15 protein-coding genes and 1 riboswitch are annotated in these 16,845 nt (G+C 47.6%); of the genes, 14 read left to right on the plus strand and 1 reads right to left on the minus strand.

Annotated features, from left to right (window positions below; all coding sequences use genetic code 11):
• The first annotated feature begins 13 nt into the window (after window positions 1-13).
• The 12 genes from P403_RS0110605 to lysA all read left to right on the plus strand — a co-directional run bounded on the left by P403_RS0110605 (window position 14) and on the right by lysA (window position 12,526).
• Window positions 14-1,162 (plus strand): alanine--tRNA ligase-related protein, encoded by a 1,149-nt coding sequence (locus P403_RS0110605; RefSeq protein ID WP_029332616.1) that lies wholly within the window; start codon window positions 14-16, stop codon window positions 1,160-1,162.
• Window positions 1,159-1,587, plus strand: coding sequence for a GNAT family N-acetyltransferase (locus P403_RS0110610; protein WP_029332617.1), 429 nt, complete (start codon window positions 1,159-1,161; stop codon window positions 1,585-1,587). Before P403_RS0110605 ends, P403_RS0110610 begins: the two co-directional genes overlap by 4 nt.
• Before the next feature lie 121 nt (window positions 1,588-1,708).
• Window positions 1,709-2,914, plus strand: coding sequence for an argininosuccinate synthase (locus P403_RS0110615; protein WP_029332618.1), 1,206 nt, complete (start codon window positions 1,709-1,711; stop codon window positions 2,912-2,914).
• Window positions 2,911-4,281 carry an argininosuccinate lyase gene (argH, locus tag P403_RS0110620; protein WP_029332619.1) on the plus strand — a complete coding sequence of 457 codons (1,371 nt, stop codon included), beginning with the start codon at window positions 2,911-2,913 and terminating at the stop codon, window positions 4,279-4,281. Before P403_RS0110615 ends, argH begins: the two co-directional genes overlap by 4 nt.
• 71 nt (window positions 4,282-4,352) lie before the next feature.
• Window positions 4,353-4,531: riboswitch (Lysine riboswitch) on the plus strand.
• Between the two features lie 112 nt (window positions 4,532-4,643).
• The gene (locus P403_RS0110625) at window positions 4,644-5,843 is read left to right on the plus strand and encodes an aspartate kinase (RefSeq protein WP_029332620.1); all 1,200 of its coding nucleotides are present in this window, start codon (window positions 4,644-4,646) and stop codon (window positions 5,841-5,843) included.
• Window positions 5,844-5,855: 12 nt separating this feature from the next.
• Complete coding sequence (locus P403_RS0110630) at window positions 5,856-6,848, plus strand: aspartate-semialdehyde dehydrogenase (RefSeq protein ID WP_029332621.1); 993 nt, start codon at window positions 5,856-5,858, stop codon at window positions 6,846-6,848.
• Between the two features lie 22 nt (window positions 6,849-6,870).
• Window positions 6,871-7,752 carry a 4-hydroxy-tetrahydrodipicolinate synthase gene (dapA, locus tag P403_RS0110635; RefSeq protein ID WP_029332622.1) on the plus strand — a complete coding sequence of 294 codons (882 nt, stop codon included), beginning with the start codon at window positions 6,871-6,873 and terminating at the stop codon, window positions 7,750-7,752.
• Window positions 7,749-8,495 carry a 4-hydroxy-tetrahydrodipicolinate reductase gene (gene dapB / locus P403_RS0110640; protein WP_029332623.1) on the plus strand — a complete coding sequence of 249 codons (747 nt, stop codon included), beginning with the start codon at window positions 7,749-7,751 and terminating at the stop codon, window positions 8,493-8,495. The genes dapA and dapB overlap by 4 nt, the downstream gene beginning before the upstream one ends.
• Complete coding sequence (gene dapD, locus P403_RS0110645; RefSeq protein ID WP_029332624.1) at window positions 8,482-9,189, plus strand: 2,3,4,5-tetrahydropyridine-2,6-dicarboxylate N-acetyltransferase; 708 nt, start codon at window positions 8,482-8,484, stop codon at window positions 9,187-9,189. Before dapB ends, dapD begins: the two co-directional genes overlap by 14 nt.
• A 25-nt stretch (window positions 9,190-9,214) precedes the next feature.
• On the plus strand, window positions 9,215-10,147 hold the full coding sequence (locus P403_RS0110650; RefSeq protein ID WP_029332625.1) for a branched-chain amino acid transaminase: 933 nt from the start codon (window positions 9,215-9,217) through the stop codon (window positions 10,145-10,147).
• Window positions 10,144-11,202, plus strand: a complete 1,059-nt coding sequence (gene alr, locus P403_RS0110655; protein WP_029332626.1) for an alanine racemase — start codon at window positions 10,144-10,146, stop codon at window positions 11,200-11,202. The genes P403_RS0110650 and alr overlap by 4 nt, the downstream gene beginning before the upstream one ends.
• A gap of 13 nt (window positions 11,203-11,215) precedes the next feature.
• Complete coding sequence (gene lysA / locus P403_RS0110660; RefSeq protein ID WP_029332627.1) at window positions 11,216-12,526, plus strand: diaminopimelate decarboxylase; 1,311 nt, start codon at window positions 11,216-11,218, stop codon at window positions 12,524-12,526.
• A 121-nt stretch (window positions 12,527-12,647) separates the two neighbouring features.
• On the opposite strand, the gene P403_RS0110665 is transcribed toward lysA, so the two are convergent.
• Window positions 12,648-13,847, minus strand: a complete 1,200-nt coding sequence (locus P403_RS0110665; RefSeq protein WP_034801150.1) for a LysM peptidoglycan-binding domain-containing protein — start codon at window positions 13,845-13,847, stop codon at window positions 12,648-12,650.
• A 191-nt stretch (window positions 13,848-14,038) separates the two neighbouring features.
• Between P403_RS0110665 and P403_RS0110670 the strand changes: the two genes are divergently transcribed.
• A complete protein-coding gene (locus P403_RS0110670) occupies window positions 14,039-15,166 on the plus strand; it encodes an ABC transporter ATP-binding protein (RefSeq protein WP_029332629.1) in 1,128 nt (375 codons plus the stop codon).
• A complete protein-coding gene (locus tag P403_RS0110675) occupies window positions 15,163-16,746 on the plus strand; it encodes an ABC transporter permease/substrate-binding protein (RefSeq protein WP_029332630.1) in 1,584 nt (527 codons plus the stop codon). The genes P403_RS0110670 and P403_RS0110675 overlap by 4 nt, the downstream gene beginning before the upstream one ends.
• Window positions 16,747-16,845 lie beyond the last annotated feature (99 nt).

The raw sequence follows: 16,845 nt of genomic DNA on the forward strand, positions 1-16,845 counted from the left end.
AGGTGGGGTAGACATGCGACTGGAGCAAACTTATCCTGCGGTCCGAAAGTTCGTGACACGCGTGATGGATGTTAAAGAAGAACACGGATACTGGGTTGCCTTAGAGGAAAGTTATTTTTATCCGGAGAGTGGTGGACAGCCGGCGGATCGAGGGACATTAAATGATTTGGAGGTCCGTGACGTTCAACTTAAAGCCGGCATCGTGTGGCATCAAGTTGATCAAAAAATCGAAGGTACTATCACGGGCGTCATCGATGATGCCGTTCGGACGGATCATGCAGCACAACATACGGCGCAACACGTAATCTCAGCGATTTTGCAAGACGAGTTCAATATCAAGACGTTAAGTTTTCGGACGGGCTCTGAAGAATCGACGCTCGACATTGAAACAGATGAATGGAATGATGCCTTGCAAGCACGTCTTGAAAAACGACTGCGTCAGGTCATCACATCGGCGTTACCGATTACGGCGAACGAGTACGACGAGGCGGCGGCACTCGCACTGCCTTTACGTAAAACGCCCCAAGTGACAGGAAAGATTCGTGTCGTCCAAATCGGTGAACTGGATTATAGCGCCTGCGGAGGAACGCACCTCGAATCGACAGCTGATTTAGAATTGATTGTCTTGACAGGGCAGGAGCGGATTCGGGGGAATATTCGACTGATGTACGTCGCGAAAGGGCGCGCATTTGAGTTGTTAACGAAGGAAAGACGTGCCTTGCGTGACGCCGCTCAATTGTTATCGGCTAAAAAAGAACAGCTGCCACAAGCCGTCGAAGAATTAAAACAAGATGTCGTTCGCTTGAATCGGATGATTGAAACAGTTCAAGCCGCACATGTCCGTACGGAACTCAATAAACTACTGGCGTCGACGGATGATTGGATTTTCGTAAACCATGCTGACGAGGCATTGCCATTCTCTGAAAAGCTAGTCAAAGCGATTGCGGAAGCAGGACGTCTCGGACTCATTTGGAACGAATCAGCTAAAAAATTATTGATGCAAGGATCAAGTCCGGTCCACCTCGGGAAATTTGCCAAAGTCCATTTGAAGACGTTCAATGGACGTGGTGGTGGTAGTGAGCACGTCGCACAGGCGATGTTCAACACGCATGAGGATGCAGTTGCTTACATAGAACGATTGAAGGAGGAACAAGTAACATGACAGTGATTCAAGTAAAAACAGCAGAGCAGCACCAAGCAGTCCGAATGATTCGCGAACGGGTCTTCGTCGAAGAACAAGGGGTTCCTCGTAATCTTGAATATGATACCCATGACGAAACAGCGATTCACTTGCTTGTCCTTGACGAACAAAATCGGCCTGTCGCGACAGGGCGGACACGTCCCTACGACGATCAACGGATGAAGGTCGAACGTGTTGCGACGCTAGCTGCGACACGTGGGAAAGGTTACGGCGGTGAGCTGATGCGAGCAATGGAACGTGTGGCGAGACGAGAGGGTCGAAGCATCTTGACGCTTGGTGCTCAAGTTCAAGCGATTCCTTTTTATCAAGGGTTAGGATACAACATCATGTCCGACGAATTTGACGATGCCGGCATTCCGCACCGAACGATGGAAAAGAAAATTTAATTGAGAAATTTTAAAGAAATCCTGCAAAAAGGGTTTCTTTTTTTGAAAGTCTATGTATATATATAATTCATAATGAATTTTTATACAGACAGATGAATTCGAAATCAGGGAGGAATTAATAATGGCGAAACAAAAATTAATTTTAGCGTATTCTGGGGGACTTGATACATCGGTGGCAATCAAATGGTTGAGTAAGGATTATGATGTCGTCGCTTTATGTATGGACGTCGGCGAAGGAAAAGACCTGACTGTCATCAAGGAAAAAGCGTTGCTCGTCGGAGCCGTTGAATCGATCGTTCTTGATGTCAAAGAAGAATTCGCAAATGAATTCGTCTTACCAGCACTTCAATACGGTGCCCACTACGAAGGCGCGTATCCACTGATTTCGGCACTGTCTCGCCCGCTGATTGCTGAAAAGCTCGTCGAAGTTGCGCATCAACATGGCGCGACGGCCGTTGCACATGGTTGTACGGGAAAAGGAAATGACCAAGTCCGGTTTGAAGTTTCGGTCGCAGCACTCGATCCTTCACTGGAAGTCATCGCCCCTGTGCGGGAATGGAAATGGTCACGTGAAGAGGAAATCGCTTATGCGAAAGACAACAATGTTCCGATTCCAATCAATCTCGACAGCCCATATTCAATCGATATGAACCTTTGGGGACGGAGTAACGAATGTGGTGTCCTTGAAAACCCTTGGACGGAACCGCCGCAAGATGCTTACGCACTGACGGTCGCACCGGAAGAAGCACCGGATCAGGCAGAAGAAGTCATTGTCGGTTTTGAAGCAGGTGTTCCGACTTCAATCAACGGAACGGCCTATCCGCTGGCGAAGTTGATTACAGAACTCAACATCATCGCCGGGGCACACGGGGTCGGACGGATTGACCACGTCGAGAACCGTCTCGTCGGAATCAAATCACGGGAAGTCTATGAATGTCCGGGAGCAACGGTCTTGCTAAAAGCCCATGCCGCACTCGAGACCATCACATTGACGAAAGACGTCGCACACTTCAAACCGATTTTAAGTCAACAATATGCAGAAACCATCTATAATGGTTTGTTCCATGCCCCGTTGACAAAAGGTTTGAAAGCCTTCTTGAAAGCGACACAACAAGATGTCACGGGCGAAGTACGGGTCAAACTTTATAAAGGCAATGCGACGGTCACAGGACGTCAGTCACCGGTGTCACTTTATGATGAGAAGCTTGCGACGTATACGAAAGAAGATGCGTTCGATCATGAAGCAGCGAAAGGATTCATTAAATTGCATGGTCTTGCGATTGCGACACACGCAAGTGTTCATCGGCAGGAAGGCGTGACAAAATGACGAAACTTTGGGGCGGACGGTTTACAGAAGGGGCTTCCGCTCAGGCTGAAGCGTTTGGAGCATCGATTTCATTCGACCAAAAGCTTGCGGCAGTTGATTTAGAAGGAAGTCTCGCCCATGCCAATATGTTGTATCAACAAGGCATATTAGAAGAAGCGGAATGGAAAAAAATCGAAGCGGGTCTCAAGACGTTACAAGCTTCGATTGGAACACATGTCTATTCGCTTGCTGACGAAGACATCCACATGAATCTCGAACGGTTGCTGACGGAACAAATCGGACCGGTCGCAGGCAAATTGCATACAGCGAGAAGTCGGAATGACCAGGTTGCGACGGATTTACATTTATGGATGGAACAACATGTGGTTGACTTAATCGAAAGCCTACGCAACTTGCAGACGGTGATTACGGAACAGGCGGATGTACACGTCGAGACCGTCATGCCGGGGTATACCCATTTACAGCGGGCACAACCGATTTCACTTGCACACCATCTACTCGCGTATTTTTGGATGTTCGACCGTGACGTTGATCGCCTGACGGATAATTTGAAACGGATTCGGATTTCGCCGCTCGGTGCGGGGGCACTCGCCGGGACGACATTCCCGATTGACCGTTTCAAGTCAGCGGAACTGCTCGGATTTGAGCACGTCTATCCGAACAGCCTCGATGCTGTATCGGACCGTGACTTCGTCATTGAATACCTCGGGATTGCTTCGACGGTCATGATGCACCTCTCACGCTTTTGTGAAGAAATCATCATCTGGGCGTCGCAAGAATTTTCATTCATCGAATTGTCCGATGCATTTTCAACGGGTTCGAGCATGATGCCACAAAAGAAAAACCCGGACTTCGCTGAATTGATTCGCGGAAAAACAGGGCGTGTCTATGGAAACCTGATGGGGTTCCTGACGACGATGAAAGCATTACCGCTCGCTTACAATAAAGACATGCAAGAAGATAAAGAAGGGGTCTTCGATACGGCAGATACCGTTTTACAATCCGTTCAAATCTTTACAGGAATGCTCGAATCCGCAACGTTTAAGACAGAAGCGCTCAAGAAGGCGACAATGCAAGACTTCTCGAATGCGACGGAACTAGCAGATTATCTCGTCACAAAAGGTGTTCCTTTCCGGGAAGCACATGAAATCGTCGGAAAAGCGGTCCTCCATTGTGTGCAGACGAATTGTTTCTTAAAAGATTTAACGCTTGAAACGTATCAAACGTTCCACTCCGTCATCGCGGAAGATGTTTATCCGCTCCTCGATCCTGTCCAGGCTGTCGCACGACGTGGTAGCTATGGCGGAACCGGCTTTGCTGCTGTATCTGAACAACTCGCTCAAGCGAAGGCGAAACTAACTGATTAACGGAAAAATGAAAAAATTTTAGCAAATGACTGGATTTAACAAAAAATGTTTGCTATAACTGTAACTAACAACCGACAGATAGAGGCGCGGATGACATCAGTAACATCATTTATTGAAGCGAGCATGCTGAGTGATGTGAAAGGGGAAATCCGCCGAAGTGAATGAGAAAGATGCTTCTTCTTATTTGCTGGTACAACGGTTAAGATCCGTTGTACTGCCGAAACCGATGTTTCGGAGCGCTATCTTACGTAAAAGAACGAAAGACTTTGTCTTCGTTTGTCCGATCGTGATAACGACGGGCCGTAGGAACGCTCCTACCGGCCCGTCGTTTTTTTCTGTTTCGGGACAAAGGAGATAGGATTGTGACAACTGTACTTAAATTTGGTGGAAGCTCGGTCGCGACTGTCGAACAGATTCAGTCAATTGCGAATTATTTAAAAAATCGGACAGAACAAGGTGAAAAACTAGTCGTCGTCGTCTCTGCGATGGGGAAGATGACAGACTCGCTCATCGCACAAGCACAAGCAATCACGGATCGTCCTGAACGACGTGAACTCGATCGATTGCTCGCAATCGGCGAAGAACAAACGATTTCGTTACTCAGCATCGCCTTAAATTCCGTCGGAGTAAAAGCCTTATCACAAACAGGTGCGCAGGCAGGAATCAGCACGATGGGGGTTCATACGAAAAGTAAGATTAAACAAATTGACGGGGACTTGTTACGAAAGAAACTCGAAACCTATGATGTCGTCATCGTCGCCGGATTCCAAGGCGTCAACGAGCTTGGGGATGTTACAACACTCGGTCGTGGTGGATCAGACACAACGGCTGTCGCCTTAGCGGCCGTCCTTGATAAGCGCTGTGAAATCTATACGGATGTCGACGGCGTCTATACGGCGGATCCACGGATTCATCAAGCGGCACAGCCGATTCCGCAAATTTCATATGATGAAATGATGGAAATGAGTGCACTGGGATCGAAGGTCATGGAGATGCGCAGCGTCGAACTCGGAAAAAAATACGGCGTGCATATCTTTGTTGGGAAAACACTTGAATCGGAAAGAGGGACTTGGATCATGGAGGCAACAGAAACGATGGAACAAAAAGCAGTCACGAGCGTCAGTGTAACGAAAAATGTTTTGACGGTTTCAATCAAACACGTTCCACAAACCAATTCAGCAGTCGCCGACATTTTTGAATTGTTATCGAATCGCCATGTCAATATCGACATGATCAGTCAAACGACCTTTGATAGTGACGTGTTCCTCTCGTTCTCTTGTCCACTCGATGAAGAAGAGTTTCTCGAAGAGGCGCTGAAGGATATCATCGATCGTTTTCCGACCGTTAAAGTCGATCGTCATAACGAGCATGCCAAGTTATCGGTCGTCGGAATCGGAATGCGTGACGCAACGGGCGTCGCATCAAAACTATTCGCGACGTTCCGTGCCGAGAACATCACGTTTTATCAAGTCACGACATCAGAAATCAGCATCTCGTATACAATCGCACAAGCAGATATCGAACGAACGGTCGCGGCGATCGCGAACGCGTTTAGCCTGTAAGGAGGAATGAACATGTATCACGTAGCAGTCATCGGTGCGACAGGCGCCGTCGGACAAAAGATGTTACAAGTCTTGAAGGAACTCGATTTTCCAGTCGGTCAACTGTCGGCGTATGCTTCAGAACGATCAGCAGGAAAAGTCGTTTCGTTTAATGGAACGGACGTGACGATTACAGCTTTATCGGAAGACATCATCCATCACGGGATCGACGTCGCATTATTCGCAGCCGGTGGAGCAATCAGTGAACAGTATGCCCCCTTGCTGGCAGAACACGGAACACTTGTCGTCGATAATTCAAGTGCTTTCCGGATGCAAGAGACAATTCCGCTCGTCGTACCAGAAGTCAATCCGGAAGCGGTCAGCAGCACCAACCGACTGATCGCTAACCCGAACTGCTCGACGATTCAATCCGTCGTTGCCCTGGCACCGCTCAAACACTTAGGTTTTGAACGAATCACGTATACGACGTATCAAGCCGTCTCCGGTTCCGGTCAAAAAGGAATCGAGGATTTAGCACGTGGCAGTCGCGGTGAAGAACCGGTCAACTATCCGCACCCGATCCATGATAATATCTTGCCGCATATCGATGTCTTCTTAGAAGACGGGTACACGAAAGAAGAGCAAAAAATGATTGACGAGACACGGAAGATTTTTAACCAACCGAACTTACCGGTCAGTGCGACGTGTGTCCGTGTTCCCGTCACAAATTCGCATTCAGTTGCAATCAACGTGACGTTTTCAAACGAGACGACGGTCGAAGCGATTCGCACAGCACTTGCTGACGCGCCAGGCGTCGTACTGGTTGATGATGTTTCGCGAAATCAGTACCCGATGCCGCTTGATGCAAGCGGGACGGACGAAGTGTACGTCGGGCGGATTCGTCAAGATCAAACGCTCGCGAACACATTCCATCTCTGGTGTGTCGCGGATAACATTCGAAAAGGCGCGGCGTCAAATGCAGTCCAGGTCGCGCGTCATGCTTTAGAAAACGGCATCCATTCTTAATCATACTAAGGAGGAATTTAACATGTTCAAAGGAGCAGGAACAGCATTAGCGACACCGTTCAATTCAGCAGGTGAACTCGACTTAGTCGTTTTTGAACAACTGATTGAACAGCAGCTTGCAGCCAATATCCAAGCGCTTGTCGTCGCGGGGACGACAGGAGAAGGATCGACGCTTTCGAGTGAAGAATTCGAGACATTACTTGAGACGGCCGTTCGTGTCACGGCAGGCCGTGTTCCGGTCATTGCCGGTACGGGAACGAACAATACGGCACAGACGATCGAAAAAACGAAAACGGCGCAACACCTTGGAGCTGACGCAGCGATGCTCGTGACACCGTATTACAATAAAACGTCGCAAGCCGGTTTGGTTGCTCACTTCACCGCAGTCGCGGATGCTGTCGAATTACCCATCATGTTATACAACGTTCCTTCACGGACCGGTGTCGCGATTGCAGTTGAGACAGCTGTGACACTCGCGGAGCATCCGAACATTCAAGCATTCAAAGAAGCGAGCGGGGATGTCAGTTTCATGGGTGAATTGATGACGGCACTCCCCGAAGGTTTTGCAGTCTTCTGTGGCAACGACGATCAAATCCTGCCGTACATGGCATGGGGGGCACAAGGTGTCATCTCGGTCCTGTCGAACCCGTACCCGGCAGAAACACAAGCGCTTGCTGAAGCGATGCTTGCGAATGATTTAACTGCGGCACGGCGCATTCAAAGCGATTTAATGCCTGTCATCGCAGCCATCTTTAGTGACGTCAACCCGATTCCGGTTAAAGCAGCACTCGAAGAAATTGGGTTTGCAGTCGGTGCACCACGCTTGCCGCTCGTTCGCCAATCGGATGCCGGGCACGCACACTTACTCGAGACGATGCATGCTTATAAAGGAGTGGTTCGATGAAGCTTGCCATTCATGGATATGGTGCGACAGGGCATTATGTCGAGGAATTGGCACCCGCTGAAGTCGTTGCTGTCATCGACCGAACGAAGTCAGCAGAGAAAGTGCCGTCGTATCAAACCGTATCCGAGTTGACGGAAGAAGTCGATGCCATCATCGATTTCTCGCACCCGAGCTTGTTGCCGGATTTACTGGCGTATGGCCTCAAAACGAAAACACCGCTCGTCATCGCGACGACCGGATTTTCGGAAGCGGAGTTACAAACGATAAAAGACGCTTCGGCTGAGATTCCGATTTTTCAGTCGTACAACATGTCGTTCGGGATTGCGATGATGCAGCAATTGTTACAGGTGCTCGTACCACTCGCCAGTTCGTTCGATATTGAACTGTTAGAAAAGCACCACAATCAAAAGGTCGATGCACCAAGCGGGACGGCAGAACTCTTATTGCGGACGATTCAAGAACTCCGTGACGTCCAGCCGGTCTATGAACGTGAATCGACACGGGAAAAACGCCAAGCGTCTGAGATCGGCATGCACTCGATGCGTGGTGGAACAATTTTCGGTGAACATGAAGTGTTGTTCGCCGGGGTCGATGAATTGATTGAAATCAAGCACACGGCATTATCAAAAAAAGTATTTGCTTCAGGTGCGATTAAAGCAGCCGAAGCACTCATTCAAAAATCGGCGGGACTCTACACGTTAGAGACGCTCTACTCACAGGAGGATTCACATGTTACTAACTGATGCTTACGAAATTGCGAAATTCATTAAAGATGCTAAAAAACAGACACCGGTCAAACTTTATGTCAATGGCGATTTAGCGGGCTTGACGATTGAAGGGGCGACAGCTTTTGGATCGGATGAATCAAAAATTTTCTTCGCCGATGCAGGACTTGCTGCGACTTTCTTAGAAAAGTATTCAGACCGGATTACGGACGTCCACGTCGAATACGACCGTCGGAACAGTGCTGTACCGATGCTTGACACACGTCACTTGAACGCCCGTATCGAGCCGGGTTCGTGGATTCGTGATCACGTCGTCATCGGTGACAATGCAGTCGTCATGATGGGTGCAATCATCAATATCGGTGCATCGATCGGAGATGGTACAATGATTGATATGAACGCCGTCGTCGGAGCACGTGGCACGATTGGGAAAAACGTTCATGTCGGTGCAGGTGCCGTGGTCGCAGGTGTCCTTGAGCCACCTTCAAAAACACCGGTCATCATCGAAGATGGTGTCTTGATTGGAGCGAACGCCGTCATCTTGGAAGGCGTCCGTGTCGGAAAAGATGCAGTCGTTGCAGCAGGCAGTGTCGTCACAGAAGACGTCCCTGCAGGTAGCGTCGTTGCTGGAACACCAGCACGCGTCATCAAACAGAAAGACGAAAAAACAGCAGAGAAGACGCAACTAGTGGATGATTTACGTTCACTCTGATTGACGTCGAAGAGGAGGAAAACACATGGCAGTGGATACACAGTATGGTGAAGCGATTTGGTTAGACGGGATTTTTCATGATCCAAAAGAAGCGAATACGAGCGTCATGTCACACGCGATTCATTACGGAAGTGGTTTTTTCGAAGGGATTCGTGCGTACGCGACGCCTGACGGTCCGGCAATTTTTCAATTGACGGAACACATCGAACGTCTCTTCCGGAGTTGCGCGTTCTATCACGTCACGATTCCATATACAGTGGAAGAACTTGTCCAGGCAACGATTGATCTCGTTGCGAAAAATGGCTTTGAGTCTTGTTACATCCGTCCATTCGTTTTCCTCGGAACACCGTGGCAAGCCTTGATGGCAAAAGATACGACGGTTCACGTCGGCATCTCATGTTGGGAACTTGGTGAATACTTCGATAAAGGTGTCGGCATTCGTGCGAAAGTCGCTTCTTATCGTCGGGTATCGTCAACGATGATGCCGATGCAAGCGAAAGCCGCTGCGAACTATATGAACTCACAACTCTTAAAAGGCGAAGCCCTTCGTGATGGATTTGACGAAGCAATCGCACTCGATATGAACGGTAATGTCAGTGAGGCGAGTGTCGCGAACTTATTCATGTTGAAAAACGGGACGATCTACACGCCGTCACTCGACTGTTCTGTCCTTGACGGCATCACGCGTCAAGTCATCATGCGCCTCGCGCAAGATCAAGGGTACCCAGTCGTCGAACGCCACATCGGGCGAGACGAACTGTATGTCGCAGACGAGATTTTCTTAACAGGGACAGCGGCAGAAATCACGAGTGTTGGTGAAATCGACCATATTACAATCAACGGCGGAACACGGGCTGTCGCGGATGAATTGCTCGAGCTTTACCGACAAACGGTCTCAGGACAACTCCCACAATATGCAGACTGGTTGACACACGTCACACCAGCGGTAGCTGAATGAATACACGTACACGCGTAACAATCGATCGGGAAGCGGTGCGACAAAATGTCGCATCGGTCTTCGCTCGATCGCAAAAACAGATTTTCGCCGTGGTGAAGAATAATGCTTATAACCTAGGGATGCTTGAAATGGTTGGGACATTGATGGAAGCGGGCGTGCATCATTTTGCGGTTGCTGAAGTCTATGAGGCAATTGAAATTAAAACGAATTTTCCAGACAGTTATGTCTTAGCGATGAATCCAGCGACTCAGTTCGAGGCTGCTCGAGACTATGGCATCGCGCTTGGAATCCCGTCGGTAGATTGGTTGAAGCGGTATCAAGCAGACCTTTCGAACATCGAACTCCATTTAAAGGTCAATGTCGGGATGAACCGTTTTGGTGTCAGTTCACTTGAAGAAGCGCAAGCAGTCCTTGAAGTAGTGCAGGAGCAACAGCTCTGTTTGACAGGGCTATATACACATTTTCCGCTCGCAGACGAGCCGGGAGCGGACCATGATGGACAAGTCGAGCGTTTCTTAGCGATTGCGAACGTCGTCCGGACACAACATGAATTTACGTACATGCATGCTGAAAATAGTGCGACGATCGTCAAACATGACGAACGCCTCGCCTTTTGTAACTATGTTCGTCCCGGTATCTTTTTGTTCGGTTATTCACCGATTGAAAAGATGGACTGGTTAGTCCCTACATTACGGATGACGACAGAAGTCGTTGAAATCCGTGAAGTTGGGGCGGACGAACACGTCGGATACGGCACGTCTTACACGACGGATCAACCGCTTCGTGTCGCCGTCTTACCGGTCGGTTATGGTGATGGTGTCGTGCGAGGACGGTCCGCTTTACCTGTATTGATTCACGGGAAACCGTATTCAATCATTAGTAAATTATTCATGAGCCATACGTTCGTTGCCGTTGATTCGACAGTCGAAGTCGGGGATGAAGTCGTCTTGTACGGGGACGGGATTGAAATCGACGACATCACACGAACGGGAACGGCAAATAATTCGGAACAGATGTGTGCACGCTCATGGCGATTGGCACACCGTTATCTATAAGGAGGAACTATTTATGTACGGAAGCTCGTATTTGACGGAACAAGACAACACGCTTCAAATCGATGGTGTCGCAGCAACAGATTTAGCAGCACAATATGGAACACCCCTTTACGTGATGGCAGAGCGTGAACTGACAGACCGTTTAGCGACCGTACGAGATGGTTTCTTAACGAAATACCCGAATACGTATGCTTCCTTTGCTTCAAAAGCGTTGACGATTGGTGCCGTCTATCAGCAAGTCGTACGTCACGGACTCGGAATCGATGTCGTGACGGGGGGCGAGCTTTACATCGCGCGTCAAGCGGGTGTACCGGCTGAACGAATCTATTTCCACGGATCAAATAAATCGACGCAGGATTTACGGTATGCCGTTGAAGAAGGTGTCGGAAAAATCGTCATCGACCATTACGGTGAGATTGCACAGCTCGAACAAATTGCAGCAGATGCTTGTCAGACGGTAAACGTATTGATTCGAATCGTCCCCCAGGTCATCGGTGGGGCACATACTAAAATTCAGACGGGTGGCGTCGATACGAAATTTGGGTTCTCGACCCATGATGACTCGTATCTTGAAGCCGTTCGGGCAATCTTAGCGTCGGAACATCTTGTCCTGCTCGGTATTCATTGTCACGTTGGATCGCAAATCCAAGATCGTACCTTGTTCGAGCGGACGGCGCGGACGATGATGGGGTTTGTCGAAACGATTCGCCAAGAAACGGAATTCACGGCGAGCGAAGTCAACGTCGGCGGTGGATTCGGGATCGCGTATACGAAAGACGATGTCCCGCTTGATTTTGAACAGACGATGGAGCATGTCATGACAATTATTGAGGAAGAGTCGACACGACTTGGAATCGAACGTCCACGGATTGGGATTGAGCCAGGGCGGTGGGTTGTCGCGAATGCCGGGACGACACTCTATACGGTCGGGGCGATTAAAGAAGTCCAAGGGGTTCGGACGTATCTGTCTGTTGATGGCGGCATGGCAGACAATATCCGTCCTGCGCTGTACGGTGCAGTCTACGAAACAGTCATCGCCAATCGGGTGACAGGAACGCTGCGCGAAGTGACGGTCGTTGGTGCTGCTTGCGAATCCGGCGATTTAGTCGCAGAAAAAGCGCAAGTGGCGGAACCGGCTAGCGGGGATACGCTGGCGGTCTTCGGGACGGGTGCCTATAATTTCTCGATGGCGAGCAACTACAATCAATTTTTACGTCCGGCAGTCGTCTTCGTCAATCAAGGGGAAGCGCGTGAAGTCGTCCGACGCCAAACATATGCGGATCTCGTTACGTGTGATCTCGGTCTAGAAAACGTACGATCTTAATAAACAGCAAGCCTTCCCCGTCGACCGAAACGAGGAAGGCTTGCTGTTTTAAATTTTGGGAGACAGGTTTATCTGCCGAAAGATGGTGTTTCGAAACGTTTTGAGGGAGCATCAAGTCAAATTATTTGGAGGGGATGACCAATACTTGACCGATTGAAATCAAGCTGACATTCGTAATCTTATTCGCTGCTGCGAGCGAGCTGACTGTGACATTGTACTTACGGGCAATCGCATAAAGTGTATCTCCACTTTTGACGGTATAAGACGTCGTTGTTAGGGGAGGTGTTGTTGACGTACCGGGAATTTTCAATACTTGACCAACAGAAATCAAATTGATGTTAGTGATGTTGTTTGCTGAAGCGAGTGCACTGACGGAAACGTCGTACTTCCGAGCGATAGAATAGAGTGTATCCCCGCTTTTGACGGTATAAGAAGTCGTTGAGGTTGGGGGAGGTGTCGTTGACGTACCGGGAATCGTCAAGACTTGTCCGACAGAAATCAGGTTAAAGTTGGTGATGTTATTTGCTTTAGCTAAAGCGCTGACAGAAATGTTATAGAGGTTTGCGATTTTGTAGAGCGTATCGCCAGACTTGACGGTATACGTTTTACTACCTGAAGTCGGGAGTTGCAGTAATTCAGAAACCGTAACGAACGTATACCCTTTAGCTTTCAGTTGCGTAATCATTGAAGGAAGGGCGGTTGGGGTTCCGGATGCACCGGCACCCGTATGCATTAAGACAATCGATCCCGGAACGATGTTCAAAATGACGCGGTTCAAGATTGCGGTAGAACTGATTCCTTTCCAGTCCGTCGTATCGATGTTCCATTGAATCGTTTTCGTGTAACCGGCATTACCGACGGCTGCTAAAACAGAACTGTTGCTTGCACCAAATGGAGCCCGGAAAATTGGTTTGGTCGTCCGTCCTGTTAATGAGTTAAGCAGACTTTCCGTCCGTGTCAATTCACTTGTCATCTGACTTGCAGACAAAGTCGTAAAATCGGGGTGACTGTAGGAGTGATTTCCAATTTGATGCGTCGGTGTTGCGTTCGCGATATTTTTGATCGACTGTGGGTGATTCGCGGCACCGGCACCGGTCAGGAAGAAGGTTGCTTTGACATTGTTACTTTTTAAGATACTGAGGATTTTACCGATGTTTGTACCGTCCGCTCCGTCATCGAACGTCAATGCCACCACTTTGCTCGTTGTCGAACCTTTCGTGACGAATGTTGAGCTAGCTGCTTCGACTGGTAGCTGATAACTGGACAATGGAATGAACATCAGTAACAAAACAACAAGTAACCGAAGCCATTTTTTACCCATCATGAGTTCCTCCTTTTCAGTCCGCTGACACTTCCGCAAACGCTTTACTTATCATTACCCTTTTTTAACAAAAAAACAGAACAATTCCCGTTTATTTCGAGATTTAAACAAAAAAACGAAAAATATTGTTTGAATTCAAAAAAAACAGGGAAAACATAATATATGGAAATAGTAAAAGGAGTGAAATATGGATGATCGAATTTAAAAATGTTGGGAAGCAATTTAAGGACAACGTCGTCTTAAAAGGCTTGACGCTAGAAATCAAAGCGGGCGAACTCGTTGTATTCATCGGTCCGAGTGGCTGTGGAAAAACAACATCGCTCAAGATGATCAACCGTTTGATTGAGCCCTCTTCAGGAACGATTTTAGTGAATGGGAAGGACATCATGAAGACGGATACGATTGAACTTAGACGCCATATGGGCTATGTCATTCAACAAACCGGTCTATTCCCACACATGACCGTTCGTGAAAATATTCAATTGATTGCCGGTCTAGAAGGAAAAGATCACGATCAAATGGATCAACGGACAGAAGAACTTCTCCAAATGGTCGGCCTCGACCCGAAACAATTCATTGACCGCTACCCAAGCGAACTCAGTGGTGGACAACAACAACGTGTCGGTTTTGCCCGCGCATTGATGAATGATCCAGATGTTATTTTGATGGACGAACCGTTTAGTGCGCTCGACCCCGTTACCCGCAATGACCTCCAAGAAGAATTATTTAATCTCCAAGAAGAAGTAAAGAAAACTATCGTATTCGTCACCCATGATATGGATGAAGCGATCAAGCTAGCCGATCGGATATGTATCATGCGTGATGGGGAAATCGTTCAATTTGATACACCCGAAGAAATTTTACGACATCCAAAAGATGAATATGTTGAATCATTCATTGGGAAAAATAAAATTTGGAGTAGTCCGGCGTTCATCAAAGCAGAAGATATCATGATTGAAGATCCCGTCTCAATCAGTGGTAAGCGGACGTTGCTACAAGGGATAGAAATCATGCGTGGACGAAAAGTAGATAGCCTGCTGATTACAGATCGGGATCGTACATTACAGGGAATCGTTAAATTAAAAAACATCCAAACGGTTTCAGATAAGAGTCAACGAATTGAAGAACTCATGGAAGGTGAACTTGTTGCCGTCGATGAACAGGATTCACTGCTTGATGTATTAGAAGTAATGAACCATGAAGAAACAGGTTATTTACCTGTAACGAACAAAGCCGGTCAATTACGCGGCTTGATTACACGAAGTAGCTTGCTTTCCGTCTTGAGTGAGCAGTTCATTCAGGAGGAGGAAGTGCAATGAGTGGATTTTTTGACTATGTAAAAAATAACACCGATCAAATCTGGAACTTATTACTTGAACACTTACAGCTGACCGTATTTGCGGTCGTCATCGCAGTTATCTTAGGGATTCCGCTCGGTATTTTAATTACACGTTATCAACGGTTCGCTAAACCAGTCCTCGCCTTGACGAGTGTCGTTCAGGCGGTTCCGAGTCTCGCGTTACTTGGTTTCTTGATTCCGTTCATCGGGATCGGCTCGACACCAGCCATCATCATGGTTGTACTTTATTCTTTGTTACCTATCGTCAAGAACACATATACGGGTCTCTCAAGCATTCCAGGTGACATGCTTGAAGCGGCTAAAGGAATCGGTCTGACAGAACGTCAGATTTTAGGAAAAGTCCAGATTCCACTTGCCTTACCGATCATGATGGCCGGAATTCGGATTTCTGCCGTGACAGCGGTTGGATTGATGACGATTTCTGCCTTCATCGGTGCCGGTGGACTTGGTTATCTTGTCTTCTCCGGTATTCAAACGGTAGATAACAATCAGATTTTAGCCGGTGCGATTCCAGCGGGTATTTTAGCACTTGCGATTGACTTCATCGTCAGCCGGATTGAGTATTCGGTTGCACCGAGCGGCATTCCGCTTGCTGACGGTCGTATTAAAAACCGGAAACGTAAACGTCGTCAAGCGATGTCTGGTGCTAAAAAAATTGCCATCGCAAGTATCGTCGTTTTATTAATTGGTGGAACGGTTGCGTATTCGTTCTTGAAGCCGGATAAAATCGTCATCGGGTCAAAGAACTTTACGGAACAATTGATTTTAGGGAACATGTTGGCTGATTTAATCGAAGATAAGACAGATTTAGAAGTCGAACGTCAATTAAACCTCGGTGGTACAAAAGTTGCCTATGGTGCGCTTGAGACTGGAGAAATTGACGCGTATGTAGACTATACGGGGACGCTTCTAATCGATGTACTCAAACAAGAAGTAGAAACGGATCCAGAAGTCGTGTATGAAAAAGTTAAAAAAATGATTCCAGCGAAAAGTCAGGTCGATGTCCTCGATCCGATTGGTTTCAATAACACGTACGCATTAGCGATGACAAAAGAAGACATCGAAAAGTATGATTTGAAAACAGTCTCGGATATGGCTGCTGTCAGTAATCGTCTGATTCTTGGTTCAACAATTGAGTTCGCGAATCGTGAAGACGGATACCTCGGCTTAAAAGAGAAATATCCGGACATGAAATTTGAAGATGTCCAGCCTGTTGATGGTGGGCTTCGTTATACAGCATTGACGAATGGAAAAACGAACGTCATCGATAGTTTCTCGACAGATGGATTATTGAAGAAATTTGATTTGACGGTCCTTGAGGATGATAAAGAATTCTTCCCACCGTATTACGCGGTTCCAATCGTTCGTCAAGAAACGTTGGATGAACACCCAGAGTTAAAAGAAATTCTCAATTTGTTAAAAGATAAAATCACGGATGAGAAGATGCAAGAATTGAACTTTAAGGCTGACGTCGAAAAAGAACGTCCAGAAGATGTCGCACGTGAGTTCTTGATTGAAGAAGGCATGATTAAAAAATAATAAAAAGAGAGCCGAGGCGGGAATCCGCTTCGGCTCTTTATATGCGCGCTGACGCGCTATATCGTTTTGGAAAATAAGATCATTATTTTTTGATTCGAC

Source organism: Exiguobacterium oxidotolerans JCM 12280, assembly GCF_000702625.1.
GTDB classification, from domain to species: domain Bacteria; phylum Bacillota; class Bacilli; order Exiguobacteriales; family Exiguobacteriaceae; genus Exiguobacterium_A; species Exiguobacterium_A oxidotolerans.